Annotated in this window: 14 protein-coding genes; 9 read left to right on the forward strand and 5 right to left on the reverse strand. The window is 52.2% G+C overall.

Annotated elements, in window-relative coordinates; translation table 11 throughout:
- Positions 1–54 precede the first annotated feature (54 nt).
- The 7 genes from BLQ59_RS07270 (at position 55) to uvrB (ending at position 9789) form a co-directional block, all read left to right on the forward strand.
- Positions 55–1296 carry an aminotransferase class I/II-fold pyridoxal phosphate-dependent enzyme gene (locus BLQ59_RS07270; RefSeq protein ID WP_074572213.1) on the forward strand — a complete coding sequence of 414 codons (1242 nt, stop codon included), beginning with the start codon at positions 55–57 and terminating at the stop codon, positions 1294–1296.
- Between the two features lie 210 nt (positions 1297–1506).
- Positions 1507–2133 (forward strand): DUF47 domain-containing protein, encoded by a 627-nt coding sequence (locus tag BLQ59_RS07275; protein ID WP_014424307.1) that lies wholly within the window; start codon positions 1507–1509, stop codon positions 2131–2133.
- Entirely contained in the window at positions 2126–3121 is a 996-nt protein-coding gene (locus tag BLQ59_RS07280; RefSeq protein WP_074572214.1) for an inorganic phosphate transporter, read from the forward strand. The genes BLQ59_RS07275 and BLQ59_RS07280 overlap by 8 nt, the downstream gene beginning before the upstream one ends.
- A gap of 129 nt (positions 3122–3250) precedes the next feature.
- Positions 3251–4861, forward strand: coding sequence for a nucleoside kinase (locus BLQ59_RS07285; RefSeq protein WP_081342494.1), 1611 nt, complete (start codon positions 3251–3253; stop codon positions 4859–4861).
- Between the two features lie 114 nt (positions 4862–4975).
- On the forward strand, positions 4976–6496 hold the full coding sequence (locus BLQ59_RS07290) for a bifunctional metallophosphatase/5'-nucleotidase (RefSeq protein WP_074572216.1): 1521 nt from the start codon (positions 4976–4978) through the stop codon (positions 6494–6496).
- A 92-nt stretch (positions 6497–6588) separates the two neighbouring features.
- The gene (locus BLQ59_RS07295) at positions 6589–7671 is read left to right on the forward strand and encodes an HD-GYP domain-containing protein (RefSeq protein ID WP_074572217.1); all 1083 of its coding nucleotides are present in this window, start codon (positions 6589–6591) and stop codon (positions 7669–7671) included.
- Positions 7672–7740: 69 nt separating this feature from the next.
- Positions 7741–9789, forward strand: coding sequence for an excinuclease ABC subunit UvrB (gene uvrB, locus BLQ59_RS07300; RefSeq protein ID WP_074572218.1), 2049 nt, complete (start codon positions 7741–7743; stop codon positions 9787–9789).
- Positions 9790–10456: 667 nt separating this feature from the next.
- Here uvrB and BLQ59_RS07305 read toward each other — a convergent pair.
- Genes BLQ59_RS07305 through BLQ59_RS07325 form a run of 5 tightly spaced genes read right to left on the reverse strand, consistent with a single transcriptional unit; the run spans position 10457 to position 16190 of the window.
- Complete coding sequence (locus BLQ59_RS07305; protein ID WP_074572219.1) at positions 10457–10882, reverse strand: ACT domain-containing protein; 426 nt, start codon at positions 10880–10882, stop codon at positions 10457–10459.
- Between the two features lie 12 nt (positions 10883–10894).
- Positions 10895–12196, reverse strand: coding sequence for a phenylacetate--CoA ligase family protein (locus BLQ59_RS07310; RefSeq protein ID WP_074572220.1), 1302 nt, complete (start codon positions 12194–12196; stop codon positions 10895–10897).
- 19 nt (positions 12197–12215) lie between these two features.
- Complete coding sequence (locus BLQ59_RS07315; RefSeq protein ID WP_074572221.1) at positions 12216–12794, reverse strand: indolepyruvate oxidoreductase subunit beta; 579 nt, start codon at positions 12792–12794, stop codon at positions 12216–12218.
- A gap of 10 nt (positions 12795–12804) precedes the next feature.
- On the reverse strand, positions 12805–14541 hold the full coding sequence (gene iorA / locus BLQ59_RS07320; RefSeq protein WP_074572222.1) for an indolepyruvate ferredoxin oxidoreductase subunit alpha: 1737 nt from the start codon (positions 14539–14541) through the stop codon (positions 12805–12807).
- Positions 14538–16190, reverse strand: a complete 1653-nt coding sequence (locus tag BLQ59_RS07325; RefSeq protein ID WP_074572223.1) for a class I adenylate-forming enzyme family protein — start codon at positions 16188–16190, stop codon at positions 14538–14540. The genes iorA and BLQ59_RS07325 overlap by 4 nt, the downstream gene beginning before the upstream one ends.
- Positions 16191–16434: 244 nt before the next feature.
- Here BLQ59_RS07325 and BLQ59_RS07330 point away from each other — a divergent pair, with 244 nt between their 5' ends.
- Positions 16435–16980: a DUF1097 domain-containing protein gene (locus tag BLQ59_RS07330; protein WP_074572224.1), complete on the forward strand. Its 546-nt coding sequence runs from the start codon at positions 16435–16437 to the stop codon at positions 16978–16980.
- A 39-nt stretch (positions 16981–17019) separates the two neighbouring features.
- Positions 17020–18840, forward strand: coding sequence for a bifunctional metallophosphatase/5'-nucleotidase (locus BLQ59_RS07335; protein WP_074572225.1), 1821 nt, complete (start codon positions 17020–17022; stop codon positions 18838–18840).
- Positions 18841–18972 lie beyond the last annotated feature (132 nt).

Genomic DNA, 18972 nt, shown 5'->3' on the forward strand with positions numbered 1-18972 from the left:
AGTAGATTTTAGATCTTAGTAAATGTTTTATGGACTTGAGAGGAGAGCTTGTTTATGACAATGGCAGCCAGCCATGCGGCGGATAAGAAGTTACGGGATGCGATTTTTGGAGCTACGGCGGCTTGTAACAAGGCAGCAGAAAAACATGGTTTGGACAAAGTTACCAATGCCACCATCGGCATGATGATGAATGATGAGGGCGGTCTGGCCGTTCTGCCTACGGTGGAGAAAGTTTACCGCGAACTGGAAACGGAAGAGATGTTCCGTTATGCTCCAATTGCTGGCCTGCCGGCATATCTGGCCGAAGTGGAAAAGCTGGTCTTTGCCGACAACCGTCCGGAGGGCTTCATCGCTTCCTGTGCTACGGCGGGCGGCACGGGTGCCATCCATCATGCGGTGGCCAACTACGCAGAACGCGGCACGAAGGTGCTGACTTCTGACTGGTTCTGGGGCACCTATAACGTCATCTGCAACGAATGTGACTGCAAGCTCGTGAACTACAAGCTCTTTGATGCGAATAATAATTTCAATATCTCCGCTTATGCTGACAAGGTAGCGGAAATCTTCCAGGAGCAGGACAGCCTGCTGGTCATCATCAACACGCCGGCACACAATCCCACGGGCTTCAGCCTGACCGAGGAGGATTGGGATCAGGTGCTGGCGCTGGCCAAGAAATACGCTGCGCAGGGCAAGAAGATGAGCATCCTTGTGGATATCGCTTATATTGACTTTGCCGGTGAGAAGAATGAAGTCCGCCGCTTTATGCGCAAGTTCAGCAATCTGCCGGAAAATGTCTTCATCATGTTCGCTTTCTCCATGTCCAAGGGTTATACGGCTTATGGCCAGCGTACCGGTGCTCTGGTAGGTGTATCTTCCAGCGAGGCGGTCATCACGGAATTCCAGGACATCAACAAGTACACGAGCCGTGCTACCTGGTCCAATATCAACCGCGCAGCGATGACCACGCTGGTGAAGATCCAGCAGGATGAAAGCCTGCGTGCGCAGTATGAGAATGAGCGCGACAGCTTCTATCAGACCATCCAGAAGCGTGCCGAAGTCTTCATGAAAGAAGCCAAGGAATGCGGCCTCAACGCCCTGCCTTACAACGGTGGTTTCTTCCTGTCGGTGCCGGCTGCCGATCCGCAGGCCGTCTGCAACAAGCTCCATGATGACCTGATCTTCGCGGTGCCCCTGAAGATGGGCGTGCGCGTAGCTGCCTGCTGCGTGCCGGAAGAGAAGATGCATGGCGTAGCAGCGAAGGTGCTCAAGGCATTGAAGGCTGTGGAGAATTGGTAAATGGCCAATTGACCGGTCAATTTGGCTGATCAGCTGTATGAATTTTTCCGAACGAAAATATTTTTTTACGAAGGTCAACTCCTCTATATAATAGTAGGAGTTGACCTGTTTTTACGTATATGTGAAAATTTGCGGTTGAACCACAGGGCAAATGATGTTATAGTTAACTTGTGTGTATGTGATATTTCTTTCGGGAGGACGCAGAACAGTATGTTTAAATTCAAAAAGAAGGACAGCGAGTTCTTTGATTTGTTCGTGGAAAGCGCCAATTATTTCTATAAAGGTGCGCTGATGATGGACGAAGTTATGCTCGACTACAGCAAAGCCACGGATAAGGTCAAGGAAATCATGGACCTTGAGCATGAAGCGGATCGTATCAACGATGCCATTATTGACAAGCTTAATCTCACCTTTATCACCCCCATTGACCGCGAAGACATCTATGCACTGGCCAACGGCCTTGATGATGGCGTGGATTACCTGCAGGGCACGCTCCAGCGCATCGTGATGTACCGCACAGGCAAGGCTATGACCGGTGCTGTTTCCCTGACAAAACTCTTGATTGAAGCGACGGAGGAAATCATCCGTGCGTTCTCCCTGTTGAAGGACATTCGGAAAAATCAGGCCCAGATTCTCGATGCCACCCATAAGATTGCCCAGCTCGAAAGCGAAGGCGACCGGGTGTATCGTCATGAAGTGGCCTATCTCTTTGACAAGGAAAAAGATCCCATTGAACTGATCAAATGGAAGGATATATTGGAAAAACTTGAAGACACACTGGATCATTGCGAGAAATTGTCAGACATGATTCGGGGAGTGGTAATGAAGTATGCATGAGTTACAGCTTTTAATCTTTACCGTCATCATACTGGCATTGCTCTTTGACTTCATCAATGGCTTCCATGACACCGCCAATGCCATTGCCACGGCGGTGTCCACAAGGGCAATCCATCCGAGTCATGCCATCATGATGGCAGCAGGCCTGAACTTTATCGGTGCTATGTACAGTACCGGCGTGGCCAAGACGATTGGTGCGGATATCGTCAGTTCCGCGCAGATGGTAGATGAACATGTATTGATTGCGGCACTGGCCGGCTCCATCATCTGGAATGTTCTGACCTGGTGGTTTGCCGTACCGTCCAGTTCGTCCCATGCATTGGTGGGCGGCATCATCGGTGCCGTGATGGTATCGGTAGGTGAGCAGGGACTGAATTTCTGGGGCATTGGCAAGATTGTCCTGTCCCTGATTGGTTCGCCAATCATTGCCATCTGCACCGGCTGCATCGTGATGCTCCTGCTCTTCCGGATTTTTGGCGGGTTCAGCCCTTCGGCCATCAATCATAAGTTCAAGAAGATGCAGATCCTCTCGGCAGCAATGATGGCTTTCTCCCACGGTTCCAACGATGCGCAGAAATCCATGGGTATCATCACGCTGGCTCTGTTGGCTGGCGGCTATATCGGCGAATTCGAAGTGCCGACTTATGTAAAGGTGCTCTGTGCTACGGCCATGGCTCTGGGCACGGCGATGGGCGGACGGCGGATCATCCGCACCATCGGCGGCAAGATCTTCAAATTGGAACCCATTTCCGGCTTCGCAGCGGACCTCAATTCCTCAACGGTCATCTTCGGCGCAACGCTTTTGCATCTGCCGGTAAGTACCACTCATGTGGTGTCCGGTTCCATCATGGGCGTGGGCACAGCTAAGCGCGTCAATGCTGTAAGATGGGGGGTAGCCCAGCAGATGGTGATGGCCTGGGTGCTCACGATTCCGTGTACGGCTTTGATGGGCGCGTTGTTCTACAAGATTGTCTGCATGTTTATGTAATTTTCTAACAATTTTATAGCCAAAATAAGGCTTAGATGTTACAATAGTAGTAATATCTAAGTCTTTTTATTGCTTTCCTCTTGGGGCGGAGGCTGTGGGAAGATCAGGGATGAGGTGATGATTATGGCAATGGTCGAACTAAGGGAACTGGCAGAAGCGGCGCAGCAGGATTACGCGTCGGAAATCGTGGCAGGTCTGGTCAATAATGAGATCCGGGATTTGCAGAGTGAGATTGACACGTCAGGCAAGATTGACTTTATCGAGCTCAATACAGCGCGGGGCTGGAAGATTTACCGGCGCACGGTCTTGTTTGTGTTGTTCACGGCGGTGCATGAGATGTTTTCTTCCGTGGAAGTCGTGGCCCAGTTCAGTGCCAACAAGGGGCTTTTCTGTGAACTGCGGAACTTTCATGACCTGACGGAACACGGCGTGGGGCTGATTGAGCAACGGATGCGGGAAATCATTGCCGAAGACCGTCCCATCATCAAGATGAAGATGGAAAAGGCGCAGGCTGTGCGGATTTTCAAGAATAATCGGCAGATTGAGAAAGCCAATCTCATTTCCTCTTTGAACATGGAGATGGTAAGCCTCTATCAGTGCGGGGAGTTCTATGACTATCTCTATGGCGTGATGATCGGCCATACGGGAGGACTGGGGCGTTTTGCCCTTGACTTTGAAGCCGGGGGAATCTTGCTGCGGATTCCGGATGTGGATACGCAGGGGGAGGTGCGGGCGCGGCTGCCCCAGCCGAAGCTCAGTCAGGTGCTGGCCGAGTCACGGGAATGGGCGGCAGCACTGCGGTGCAATTTCGTGCCGGATCTCAACCGCATCAACCGCCATGGAGGAATCGGTGAACTGATCCGCGTTTCCGAAGCCTTGCAGGAAAAGCGTATAGCGCATATTGCCGACCATATTGCGGCGCACAAGAAGACGATGCGACTGATCCTGATTGCGGGGCCGTCATCCTCAGGGAAGACCTCCTTCGCCCAGCGGCTGCGGGTACAGCTATTGGCGGATAAACTCATGCCTGTATCCATTTCGTTGGATGATTATTTTGTGAACCGGGAGGATACGCCCCGGAAGCCTACGGGAGAATACGATTATGAATGTCTGGAATCCCTGGATGTGGAACTCTTCAACCAGCATATGCTGGCGTTGCTGGCCGGGGAGGAAATCATCCTGCCGCGCTACAATTTCCTCACGGGCTATCGGGAATGGGACGATACCCGGCGGCTGGCGGTGAGCCGGGATCAGCCAATCATCGTGGAGGGCATCCACGGCCTTAATGAACGGCTCAGTGAGTATGTGCCGCATAGCCGCAAGTTCAAGATTTACATCAGCGCCCTGACGCAGCTCAATATCGACGCGCATAACCGCATTGCGACAACCGATGCCCGGCTGATCCGTCGGCTCGTGCGGGATTATCAGTTCCGCGGTTCGGGAGCACTCAAGACCTTGAAGCAATGGAAGGATGTGCGGGAAGGTGAGGAGAAGAATATTTTCCCCTTCCAGGAGGAGGCGGATGTGATGTTCAATTCGGCGTTGATTTACGAATTGGGAATCTTGAAGCGCTATGCTTATCCGCTGCTGCAGAATGTTCCCCAGGACATTCCCGAACATGCGGAGGCGAAACGCTTGCTGGATATCCTGCAGTATTTCGATGATATCAAAGAGGAAGATGCCGTGCCCAATAATTCCCTGCTCAGGGAATTCATCGGCAAGTCTGTTTTCTTCAAGTGAATGATGGAGGGGCTGGAAAAGCCCCTTTTTCATGGTTCAGCTTTGTATTGGAGGATTTGGACAATCGTATGCCGAATGTATCAAAGTGAAGGTTTTGTGAGGAGTGTGAATTTTATGTGGCAAAAGAAATTGACAGCATTGGCATTAGGTATAATGCTGGCCTTGCCGGTGTCAGCCGGTGCATCTGTGCAGAAGGATGGCGTTCATATCACCATCCTGCACACCAATGATATCCATGCCCGGGTGGAGGAAAATGCAGAGCAGAAAATCTTGGGCATGGGCTGGATTGCTGGCGGCATTCGAGCCCAGAAGGCAGCGGATGAAGATACCCTGGCTTTGGATGGTGGGGATACCTTCCATGGCCTGCCCATCATCAACCTGAGCAAAGGCGCTAACATGGCCATGCTGCTCAATCTGTCCGGTTATGATGCCATGACGCCGGGAAACCATGATTTCAACTATGGGGAAAGACGGTTGCTGGAACTGGCTAAGATGCTGAACTTTCCTATCTTGAGTGCCAATACTTATGACAAAACGCAAAAAGATTATCTGTTCCGTCCCTATAAGAGTTTTACCTTCAATGGCGTGAAGGTTGCCGTGATTGGCCTGACCACCCCGGAGGTAGCGTTCAAGACCAACCCGGCTAATGTGACGGAGGTGTTCTTTGCCAATCCGATCACAGAAGCCAAGACCATGATGGCCAAGCTGCGGAAATCGCATGATGTAGTGATTGGCCTGATGCATATGGGCGTGGACAAGAGTTCGGAATTCACCTCGGAACGCATTGCCAGGGAAGTGCCAGGCTTTGACATCATCATTGACGGGCACAGCCATACTATCCTGAACAAGGGCTTGCGTGTCGGCAGGACGCTGATCTGCCAGACCGGTTGCTATGATAATGAACTGGGCAAGGTGGAACTCGTGGTGAAGGGACATAAGGTGCGCAAGGCAGAAGCATCTCTGCTCGATAAGCAGGCCGTGGAAAAACTAGCCGGCCAGCCCGATGCCGGCGTGCAGCAGGCTTTGGCTGAGATGAAAGAGTCGACTACGCAGGAACTGAAAAAAGTCGTGGCTTCCAGCCCCAGAGAACTGACTTCTGCCCGTGAAATCGTGCGTACTCAGGAATCGGAACTGGGGAATCTGACGGCGGATGCCCTGCGTGCGGCAACGGGGGCGGATGCAGCCCTGGCCAATGGTGGCAGCCTGCGGGCAGACCTGCCACAGGGCAAGATCACTCGGGGGACGATCTTGTCGATTTTCCCGTTTGGCAATACCGTACAGAAAGTGGAACTGAAGGGGGAGGTCATAAAGGCAGCCCTGGAACATTCCGTGGAATATGTGCCAGCGGCTTTTGGCGGCTTTATGAATGTCAGCGGCATGACGTTCGATCTGGATAAAAAAGCTCCGGGCGGCCAGCGCATCAGCAATGTCAAAATCAATGGCCAGCCTCTGGACCTGCAGAAAAAATACACCGTGGCGATGAATGATTTCACAGCAGCCGGCGGTGATGGCTACACCATGCTGAAGGGCGCACGGATGCTGGGTGTATATGGTGCCATGGAGGATATCGTGGTGGAATACATCCGCACGCATGGTGTGCAGGATATCGCCGTGGGCAGGATTCATGTGAAATAAGATAAGGTTGTAAAAAATCTATACGTATCTTATTTTGTGCTGTATAATATAAACATACGGGATGTGATTGTGTTGGGGGAGGCTGATGGCTTGTGCTGAAGGTGTATGCAGTGGAGAACTTACGGTCGGGATTGGTTGTAGGCCGTGATATCATGGATGAAAAGGGAAATGTGCTCATCAGTACAGGAACGGCCTTGACCAAGGAAATGATTTATGGACTGCTGGACCGGCCGATATTTTCGGTCTATATCGAGGAAAAGGAGCCGGCAGCGGAAGTTCCCGGTCAGGATCACTTATTGGATGATGAATACCTTGACTGCTATCAGGATGCCTATACCAAGCTCGCGAAGATGTTCCAGGAATTGGCGGAAAGAGGGCAGTTTGATGCTGCTGATTTGCAGGCCCTGATGGATGAAAAGAACTTCACGGTCCTGAGCGATGGAGCTAAGGCCGTGTCCCAGATCCATAATATGGAGCATCAGGAACCGTATCTGGTGCATCATTGCCTGCATGTGGGCATCCTGGCCGGGTTGATGGCCAAATGGCTGGGGCTTTCCATGCTGGATCAGTATAATCTGGTCATTGCCGGGCTTTTCCTGGATATCGGCAAATTGCGGATTCCTGCGGAGGTGTTGGACAAGCAGGGCAGCCTCACGGAAAGTGAATTTGATATGGTCAAGAAACATGCGCAGTTCAGCCATGATATGATCAGCATGACCACCCTCAATGCCAATCAGGATATCATGCGGGGCGTATTGCAGCATCATGAGCGCTGTGATGGTTCGGGTTATCCCAATCATCTGACCGCGGAAAATATCTCCAGCTTTGGCAAGATCTTAGCGATATTGGATATGTATGATGCTATGGCCAGTGATCGCATCTTTGCCAAACGGCGTTCCCCCTTTGACGTGTTTGCTACGCTCTATGATGATATCCTGGATGGCAAATTGGATACGGAATATGGCGTGCTGTTTATCAAGCATCTCTGCCATTCACTCAATGGTAACTGGGTGGGGCTGAGCAACGGGGAAAAGGCGCGCATCGTATATCTCGATGAAAGCCGCGTCCGTTCCCTGCCTGTGGTGCAGACTTTGAGCGGGGAATTCATCGATTTGGGCAAGAATCGGGATATCAAAGTGGAATGTATCCTGACCGCCAATGAAGTAAAGGCATAACGACAGGTAAGATACTTTGGGAGCTATGAAAATTTTTCGTAGCTCCTTTGTTTGCGAGGAGGATGGATCATGGCCATGGTGCCGAAATTGAATACGATGCAGTTTGATAAAGAAATCCCTTTTAAAGTAGTGGCGCCGTTCGAGCCGATGGGTGACCAGCCCAAAGCCATTGAAGACCTGGCGGCGGGCATCGAGAATGGCCAGCAGGCGCAGGTGCTTTTGGGGGCTACGGGAACCGGCAAGACCTATACCATTGCCAAGGTCATCGAGAAGGTGCAGAAGCCTACCTTGGTCATTGCGCACAATAAAACGCTGGCGGCGCAGCTGGCCAGCGAGTTCAAGGCCTTCTTCCCGGAAAATTATGTGGGTTATTTTGTCAGTTACTATGATTACTATCAGCCCGAAGCCTACATTGCTTCGACGGATACCTATATCGAGAAGGACAGTTCCATCAATGATGAAATCGATGAACTGCGCCATTCGGCTACCTGCTCACTGTTTGAGCGGCGGGATGTGATCATCGTGGCATCCGTGTCCTGCATCTATGGCCTGGGCTCACCGGAAAGCTATCATGAGATGGTCTTGTCCCTGCATAAAGGGCAGGAAGTTCCTCGGGAGGATATCCTGCATAAATTGGTGCAGATCCGCTATGAGCGCAATGATATTGCCTTTGAACGCGGGCGGTTCCGGGTGCGGGGGGATGTGATCGAGGTATTCCCGGCAGGCTATAACAACCGTGCCGTGCGCATTGAACTATTTGGCGATGAGATCGACCGCATGGTCGAGTTCGATGTGGTGACGGGCGAGGTCTACGGCGAGCGCACGCATCTGATGGTGTTCCCAGCTTCCCACTATGTCACGGAAGACGAAGACATGAAGCTGGCCATGAAGGATATCCGGGATGAGCTCGACGAACAGCTCAGGATGTTCCGGGAAAATGGCAAGTTGTTAGAGGCCCAGCGCATTGAACAGCGCACGAACTACGATCTGGAAATGATGCAGGAAATGGGCTATTGTTCGGGCATCGAAAACTACTCTCGTCACCTCACGCACCGCAAGGCCGGGGAGGCACCTTATACCTTGCTGGATTACTTCCCCGAGGATTTCCTGATCGTGGTGGATGAGTCCCATGTGACACTGCCACAGGTCCATGCCATGTATGCCGGTGACCGCAGCCGCAAGGTGTCGCTGGTGGAAAATGGCTTCCGCCTGCCATCAGCCTTTGACAATAGGCCGTTGACCTTTGATGAGTTCGCTGCGCGTATCAATCAGATCATCTATGTGTCGGCCACGCCGGGCAAGTATGAACAGGAACAGGCACAGCAGATTGCCCAGCAGGTAATCCGTCCGACAGGACTTGTCGATCCGGAAATCGAAGTGCGGCCGTTGGAGGGGCAGATCGATGATCTGCTCAGCGAAATCCGCATTCGCATCGAGCGCAATGAGCGCGTTCTGGTCACGACCTTGACCAAGAAGATGGCGGAAAATCTCACGGATTTCCTCAAGGAAGCCGGCGTCAAGGTACGCTATCTGCATTCGGATATCGCGACGATTGAGCGCGCAGAAATTATCCACGATCTGCGGGCCGGGGAATTTGATGTGCTGGTGGGCATCAATCTCCTGCGCGAAGGCCTCGATATGCCGGAGGTTTCGCTGATTGCCATCTTGGATGCGGATAAGGAAGGCTTCCTGCGTTCCGATACCTCGCTGATCCAGATCATCGGCCGAGCCGCCCGCAATGCCAATGGGCGGGTAATCATGTATGCGGACCGGATTACCGATTCCATGAAGCGGGCTATGGACGAAACCGAACGCCGCCGGGAGATTCAGCAGGCATACAATAAAGAACACCATATTGTGCCCAAGACCATCATCAAACCCATCAAGCCGCTGATTGAAACCACATTGGTAGCCGAAACGGCTGCAAGCTATACGGCAGGAGATGGCAAGAAGAAAAAGAAACTGTCCAAGAAAGACAAGGAAAATCTGGTCAAGACCTTGCTCAGAGAAATGCAGCAGGCCTCCCGCGCCATGGAATTCGAGCGGGCGGCAGAACTTAGGGATATGATATTGGAACTCGATGGGACATTGCCTAAACCGGGGAAAAAGGAAAGATAAATTGCAGTTTGTTGGTGCGAGATTAAACGCAATTGGTTACAGATTTGTGAGGCGGAGGCGGGGATACTTCTTCGCCACTTCACTAAATGACCCGCCAGCAGTAGTACGCGTTATTTTAGTTACCTGCGCCGGGCAGGCCGGCGGCGCGTATGTTCAGCTCAGTTTCCAGCAACGCCTGTTTGCGGGCCAGCCTTCACTTCGTTCAGGCAGTCGTTCCGTCGGCGAATAAGCATCCCCGCCTCCACCCAAAGGTATAGTTGTGTCAAATGGCTAAGTCTCGGCTGTAAGCCGCAAGTACATCGATGTGCTTGTCACGGGAGAAACGATTCATGCCGATGGTTGATTCTGTATCTTGGGGTGAACGGGGGTGTGCTTTTGCTGTGGGAGCGACTGCCTGAGCGTCAGCGAAGGCCGGCCCGACACAAGTGGTTACTAGAAAGCACGCTGAAAAACGCGCCGCTGGCCTGCCCGGCGCATTCCAGCTAAACACCTATAACCTGGCAGGGAGGGTCGTTTAGCGGAAACAGCAAAAGTACACCCCCGTTCACCCCTGACTTCGCATGAACAAGATACTATTCAGTACATACTAACCAACAAAATGTAATTGTTTCATTGAAAAAGTCCGCTGATGGTCAGCGGACTTTTAACATGTTATGGAGACATTTATTTATACTGCGGTCATTTCTTCTGCCGTCAGCGCTTTGCAGCCGGCCTTGCGCAGGGCGGCTTCGGCATTTTTTGTATCGCTGACGCGGAAAATCATATAGGCGTCTTTCTTCCCGGCGAAGGCGTACATGTATTCGATGTTGATCTGTGCTGCTTCAAATTTTGCCAGCAGGTTGTCGAGGCCGCCGGTCTTGTCGGAGACGGCGAAGACCAATACGGGAGTGAGGCTGGCGATGAAGCCGGCGTCTTTTAATACATTGGTGGCATCGAATACATCATCCACGAGCATCCGTACGATGCCGAAGTCATTGGTATCGGCCAGCGACAGGGCGCGGATGTTGATGTCGTTTTCGGCTAGCACGGCAGTCAGGCTTTTTAGCGTGCCGGGGCGGTTTTCCAGGAATACGGATATCTGTTTTACGCTCATCTTGACACCTCCTCAAATCTTGCGTTTGTCGATGATGCGGACGGCTTTGCCGTTGCTTCGTTCAATGCTCTTGGGGGCCACCAGCGTTACCTTGGCACGGATGCCCAGGATGTTTTTGATGCCTTCGGCCAGCTCCTTACGGCGTTCGTCGATTTCGCCCACATTATCGGTAAACATCTGCGGCGTCATCTCGACTTTGACCGTCAGGGTATCGGTGTTGTTCACCCGGTCGACGATGATCTGATAGTTGGCGGCATAGCCGTGGTTCAGCAGAACCGTTTCAATCTGACTCGGGAATACATTGACGCCGCGGATGATCAGCATATCGTCGCTGCGGCCCAACGGTTTGGTCATGCGGACATGGGTGCGGCCGCAGCTGCATTTTTCCCGGTTCAGCACGCAGATATCCCGCGTGCGGTAGCGCAGGATGGGGAAGGCCTGTTTATCTAAGGCGGTCAGGACAAGTTCCCCCTGACTGCCTTCGGGCAGGACTTCGCCCGTATCGGGATCGATGATTTCGGCGAGGAAATGGTCCTCATTGATATGCATGCCGTCCTGCGCCGAGCAGGCAAAGGCCACGCCGGGGCCGGACAGTTCCGTGAGCCCGTAGATATCGTAGGCTTTGATGCCCAAGGTCTGTTCGATATCCCGCTGCATTTCCTCGGACCAGGCTTCCGCGCCGAAGATGCCGATTTTCAGGGGGATATCCTCAGGGCCGTAGCCCATTTCCTTCATGGATTCGGCCAGGTAGGCGGCATAGCTTGGTGTGCAGCAAAGAATGGTGGCTTTTAGATCCATGATAAACATGATCTGCCGTTCCGTGTTGCCGGAGCTGGCGGGGACGGTGAGACAGCCGAGCTTATGGGAGCCACCGTCAATGCCTGCACCGCCTGTGAACAGGCCATAGCCATAGGCGATATGGCAGACGTCCTCGTCTGTGCCACCCGCCGCAGCGAGGGCGCGGGCCGTGCAGTCATTCCACATATCGATATCAGCCTGGGTGTAATAGGCAATGACACGCTTGCCCGTGGTGCCTGAGGTGGAATGGATGCGCACACAGTCCTTGAGGGGCACGGCCAGCAGGCCATAGGGATAGGTTTCCCGCAAATCGTGCTTGGAGATAAAGGGAAGTTTGTGGATATCGGCTAAGGTCTGGATATCCTCGGGCTTCACGCCGTGTTCTTCCATCTTCTGACGGTAATAGGGTACATGCTCCCAGGCATGGCGCACCTGTTTCAATAGTTTTTCTTCCTGCAGGGCGCGGATCTTTTCTACCGGGGCACATTCGATTTCAGCTTGAAAATAACGTTCCAATGTATGACCTCTTTTCTCTTTACGCTTGATAGTTTCGGCCCAGGGCAAAGGCTTTTCGGTTGAGTTCGAGGAATTTGGGCGGCACGTTGGCGGTGAGAACCTCCTGCCATGCTTCCTCGCTGATGTCAAAATAGTGGGAGAGCCTGCCCAGGAGTACGATGTTCACGGCTTTGAGGGAACCGGCCTGCTGCGCCAGCGTCAGACAGTCCATGGCATCAATCTTGATGTTTTTTGCCTTGATCTTTTGCGCCAAATCTGCGGGATAGGCAGCTGCGCCGGTAATCACGGGCATGGGATCGATCTGCTGGGTGTTGGTGACAATCTGGCCACCGGGTTTCAGGCATTTGAGCCAGCGGGCCGTTTCTAAAAGTTCAAAGGAGACAATGAAATCGGCTTCGCCTTCGTCAACTACGGGGGAATAAACATGGTCACCGAACCGTACATAGGTGATGACGCTGCCGCCACGTTGGGACATGCCGTGTACCTCTGAGACTTTGACATCATGGCCCTGGCGCAGCAATAAATCGCCTAAAATCTTGCTGGCCAGTAGTGAACCCTGACCGCCGACACCGATGATGATGATATTTTTTGTTTCCATAGCCGCCTCCTTAATCTTGCGCCGTGCTGGCAAAAGCCTGTTTGGGACAGAGCTGCTCGCAGACACCGCAGCCCACGCAAAGGGTGATATCCACATGGGCCTTGCCTTCCTTGATGGAAATGGCCGGGCAGCCGATGCGCATGCAGGCCTTGCAGCCGATGCATTTTTCCCGGTCAACCGCAAGGGGTGCCTTGTGCTTTACTTTTTTGAGCAGAGCGCAGGGACGGCGGGAGATGATGACCGAGGCTTCAGGGGCGGAAAGTTCCTCTGTGATGGCCGCTTCCGTGGCCTTGAGGTCGTAGGGATCTACCACTCGCACGCGGGCAAAGCCCATGGCTCGGCAGAGAGATTCCAGATCGATGCGGCCTGCGGGTTCCCCTTTGATATTGAGGCCGGTGGCCGGGTTCTGCTGATGGCCGGTCATGCCCGTGATGGAATTGTCGAGAATGATGATGGTGGAGGGGGACTGGTTATAGGCCACATTGGCCAGCCCGGTCATGCCGGAATGGATAAAGGTGGAGTCGCCAATCACCGCCACGGTTTTGTCGCTGCTTTCTGCACCGCGCATCTTGTTAAAGCCATGAGCGGCGCTGATGGAAGCACCCATGCAGAGCGTCATATCCATAGCGCTGAGCGGCGGAACCGCGCCGAGGGTATAGCAGCCGATGTCGCCGAGCACCGTGCATTTTTTCTTCTGCAGGGTGTAGAACAGGCCGCGATGAGGGCAGCCCGCACACATCACAGGCGGCCGGGGCGGGATGGCATCCTCCAATGTCTCTCCGGTCGTGACGTCACGGCCAAAGGCTTTGGCTACGATATTCTGGGAGAATTCGTCAATGCCGGGCAGGATATCCCGTCCGGAAACGGTCAGCCCAAGGGAGCGTACATACTGCTCGATGATGTCGTCCAATTCCTCGACCACCACGAGTTTCTGCACCTTGGCAGCAAAGTCGCGGATTTTCTGCTCGGGCAGGGGGTTGACCATGCCGAGCTTGAGAACGCTGGCGCTTGTGCCAAAGACTTCCTTGACATATTGATAGGAGGTGGAGGATGTGATGATGCCCAGCTCCGTGCCCCCCATCTCGATGCGGTTGAGTTCGGTGGTCTCCGCAAACTCCTTGAGGGCTTGGGTGCGTGCCTCCACGATGGGATGGCGCTTTTTGGCATTGCCCGGCATCATGACGTATTTGGCAATATTTTTCTCATAGGGCTTGTCGTGTTCCTGACGCTTACCGGTTTCCACCACCGATTGGGAGTGAGCCACGCGGGTACACATCTTGATGAGCACCGGCGTATCGAATTGCTCTGAAAGTTCATAGGCCTTTTTCGTGAAGGTAAGGGCCTCGGCTGAATCGGCAGGTTCGAGCATGGGTACCTTGGCGGCGATGGCGTAGTGGCGGCTGTCCTGCTCGTTCTGGGACGAGTGCATGCCCGCATCGTCGGCTACGACGATGACTAGCCCTGCATTGACGCCGGTATAGGACATGGTGAACAGCGGATCGGCGGCTACGTTGAGCCCCACATGTTTCTGGGCGCAGAAGGAGCGTTTGCCTGACAGCGATGCGCCGAAGGCTGACTCCATGGCCACCTTTTCGTTTGGGGCCCATTCGCAGTATATTTCGTCGTATTTGACCGCTTCTTCGGTGATTTCCGTGCTCGGGGTGCCGGGATAGCTGGACACGAAGCAGACGCCGGCTTCGTAGAGCCCCCGGGCAATGGCTTTGTTGCCTAACATTAATGATTTCATACGCATTCTTCCTCGCTCTCCACCTGCTTGGCTACCAGATTGTCGGCACCGTACAGTTTACGCAGTTTTGGTTTTTCAATCTTGCCTGTGGCATTGCGCGGCACGGGGGCAAAGATGATTTTCTTAGGGCGCTTGTAGCGCGGCAGTTCCAGACAGAACTCGTCGATTTCCGCTTCGGTGCAGGCGGTATCTTCTTTGATTTCGATGATGGCCGTGCAGATTTCGCCGAGGCGCTTGTCCGGCATGCCGATAACCGCTACATCTTTGATTTTTGCAAATTTATGCAGGAAATCTTCAATCTGAACGGGATAGATATTTTCGCCGCCACTGACGATGACATCTTTCTTGCGGTCCACGAGGAAATAGAAGCCATCCTCGTCCTGCCGGGCCATGTCGCCGGTAAATAGCCAGCCATTCCGCAGGACTTCGGCAGTGGCCTGTTCATTGTTGTAATAGCAGGTCATGACGCCGGGGCCTTTGACACAGAGCTCGCCGACTTCCCCGCGGGGAACCTCCTGGCCATTGCTGTCGACGATCTTGCATTCCCAGCGGTAACCAGGCACACCGATGGCGCCGACCTTGTGGATGTTCTCCATGCCCAGATGCACGCAACCCGGGCCTGTGGACTCGGACAGGCCATAGTTGGTATCATAGGCATGGTGCGGGAAATATTTCTTCCAATGACGGATCAGGCTCGAAGGCACCGGCTGGGCGCCGATATGCATCAGCCGCCATTGTGCCAGCTCATAATCTTCCAGTTTCAACTGACCTCTGTCCAAAGCCCCCAGGATATCCTGCGCCCAGGGAACCAGCAGCCAGACGATGGTGCAGTGTTCCTGCGAAACGGTCTGCAGGATGATATCGGGCTTGGTGCCCTTGAGCAGGATGGCCTTGCCGCCTACGACGAGGCTGCCCATCCAATGGAATTTGGCCCCCGTGTGGTAAAGTGGCGGGATGCAGAGGAATACATCCTCATGGGTGGTGGCATGGTGCTTTTGTTCCATTTTGGCGGCCTGCGTGAGACTGCGGTGCTTGTGCAGGATGGCTTTGGGAAAGCCTGTCGTGCCCGAGGAAAAATAAATTGCGCCGAAATCATCATCGGTGATGGGGGGCACATTGGGCTTAGTGCTCGGGCAATCTGCCACCATCAGATGATAGCTCTCGGCAAAACTCGGGCAGTTGTCGCCCACGTAGATCAGCAGCCGTCCCTTGGACAGCCGTTCTGCGTTCGTTTCAATACGGCCGATAAACTTCGGCCCGAAGATGATCACGCTGACCTCGGCCAGTTCCGCGCAGTAGAAGATCTCTCCTGCGTCGTAGCGGAAGTTGAAGGGCACGGCAATGGCGCCGGTCTTGAGGATGCCGAAGTAAATAGGCAGCCATTCCAGGCAGTTGTACATGAGGATGGCCACCTTGTCCCCCTTGCCCACGCCGCGCTGCAGGAGCAGGTTGGCACAGCGGTTGGCCTTTTCCTCAAAGACGCTCCAGGTGATTTCCCGCCGGTAGGGGGCAAAGGTGTCAGACTCGATGAGGCTGTACTCCTTCCAGCTCATGCGGCGGGTATCCGGTTCGGTGGGGTTGAGCTCCACCAGCGCAACCTCGTCGCCGTAAAGCTTTGCATTGCGCTCCAGGTATTCCATAACAGGCATATCGTCAAAGTTCTCCTTCCTGATTTGAATTCATACAAATAGTGTACATTTTTAGTAAATTCGCTTTAGTTGCGGTTTATTCCTGCAGTGAATCTTGTTAACTTTACAACTGCTTCAGATTAATGGCATGATAAAGACGGAGGAAGATAATCTGTGACAGTTTAAAGGACATATGTCCTTTAAAAGAAGTCCTCATTCCTGTAGAATAATAAAAAACGATAATAAATATAACGGAGTGTTGACTATGGAACAGGTTTTACGGGCAATCAAGGGAATCAATCAAACGGATATTGTGGTGGCTTTTGTATCGGCAGCCGCATGCGCAGGTGCCTTGCTGCAGTTGCCGGTGTGGGCTGTTTTTATCGGTTGGGCCTGGTATCTTGCAATAGGCGCAAATGGCAAGGCCATAAAGGAAGGTACCGTTACAACCGTAGCAGCTGGTCTTATGGCAATTACAGCAGTGGTACTGACCGATGTGCTTTCGGAGATCATGCCAGGGCTGGCAGCTAATATGTCTGCTGTTTTTGTTATGATTTTGGTGTTGATGGTATCGCTGAAATTATCGTTCATCAATCATTCCTTAGTAGGCTTCAACACCTTCTCCTGTGTTTTTGCCGGATATTATCTTGGTGCATTCCCCACACAACCTGATTACTGGCTGAACCTTGGCTATGCTTTTGCATATATCTGCGGTTCCAATGTCTTGGGGCTTATAGTGGGCTGTCTGGCGCAAAAACTGTGCAACCTTTCCTGGCGCAGGGAGTCTGCTGAAGAAATTGCTGCGAATTAAGAAAACAATGAAGTTCGATGTCATGGGAGGTACTATGCTATGTTAAGTAGAAGGAATTTTTTACAGTTATTACTGGCAGGCGGCATAACGGCAGCTGTTGATGGTCTGTCCGGAGTAAAGGCTTTGGCTGCAGCAGGTGATACGATACAGCTTACCATTTTGGGAACCAGCGATGTGCATGGACGGTTTATGCCCTGGGACTATGCTACGGATACGGAGGATCGCTCCGGCAGCTTAGTGCAGTTATATACCGCCATAAAGGAGATCCGTCAGGAAACGCCTCATGTCATCTTGGTGGACTGCGGCGATTCTATCCAGGACAACAGTGTGGAGCAGTTCAATACAAAACCTCATCAGCCTATGATTGTGGCGATGAACGAAATGCACTACGATACATGGACCATGGGCAATCATGAATTCAATTTTGGTTTGGATGTCCTCAAGCATGTAACCGACCAGTTCAAGGGTGAAAAACTCTGTGGCAACGTGTACAATGAAGATGGGAGCCGTTACCTGCCTGCATCTGCCATCGTAGAAAAAGCCGGGGTAAAGGTAGGCATCATCGGCCTGAATACGCCCATGATTGCAGAATTTGAAAAAGATACCGATCATCTGCAAAGTGTAAAGGTAACAAATCCTGCCATAGAAACGCGTAAGGTCATTGAAGAATTGAAGGGAAAAGCCGATATCCTGATTGGCGTTATGCACATGGGGCTGGAAAATGAGAATGGTCATCCGGATACCAGTGTCACGGATGTTGCCCAAGCTAATCCGGAGCTTACAGCCATTGTTGCCGGCCATATGCACAAAAACGTCAGCAGTGCTATGGTGAATGGCGTACTGATTTCTGAACCGTACAAATACGGTCAGGTACTTACACGTATTGATTTAACATTGTCCCATAAGGATAAGCGTTGGGAAGTTACGGCAAAGAAAGCACAGACCATTCCCATGAAGAACTATGACAGTGATGGAAGATTAGTGGAACTTTTGGCGCCCTATCATCTTGAAGCTCGTAGAACAGCCAATGAAGAGATTGGCACAGTTACAGGCATGAATATGGTTCCGGAAGATTCTATGCCTGGCATTAGCGAAGTGCAGATAACCGATACGCCGTTGACCAATTTTTTCAATGAAGTGCAGCTTTACTATAGCGGCGCAGATGTAACTTCGGTGATTATCAGTCGTGATAATGCTCAGATGCTCGTAGGCCCAATCCGGCGCAAAGACATTGCCTTCAATTATCAGTATACTGGTGGTGAAACCACTGTCTATGAAATCAGTGGCAGGGACTTGCGCACTTATATGGAATGGTCAGCAGAATATTTCAATCAAAAACAGCCGGGAGATATTGCACCCAGCTACAATCCTGTCCGCCGTGCTTCTAAATACAGCACGAATGATATTTTCGGCGGCGTGAATTATGTAATCGACCTTACCGAACCGGCGGGCCGCCGTATTAAAGATTTGCGTCTCAAACGCACAGGGAAAGTCATCAAGGATACCGATAAGATCCGGTTGGGAATGAACTCTTATCGCATGAATCAGCTTACTGCCAAGGGGGGGATCTTTGAAGGTCAGCATTTTCCTCAGCTTTGGACAAGCATTGAAGCCTTCGGTGAAACCGAGGGAACCATCCGCAATATGTCCATACGTTATATAAAAGAAGTGAAAAATGGCATTATTGCTGTTAAACCAGTAAATGATTGGCATATTGATGGTTTTGAGCGGAACTCTGAAGCTTATCAAAAAGCTGCCAAGCTGTTGCGTGAAGGAAAACTTGCGTTGCACAATTCTGTTGATGGGAAGTACACGAACATTGCTTCCATGAATGAAAATGATATAATAATGCAACATTAACTGAAATACCGGCTGGATAAGGTGACGATAGGCAGTGGAACAGGTTATTGGGGCAGATAAGATTAATTTCTTATCTGCCCTTTATTTTTCCCTGTCATGGTTTCTGCTTCCTTTCCATCAGGACAGTAGAAA

The sequence above is a fragment of the Pseudoselenomonas ruminantium genome (genome assembly GCF_900104055.1).
GTDB classification, from domain to species: Bacteria; Bacillota; Negativicutes; order Selenomonadales; family Selenomonadaceae; genus Selenomonas_A; species Selenomonas_A ruminantium_C.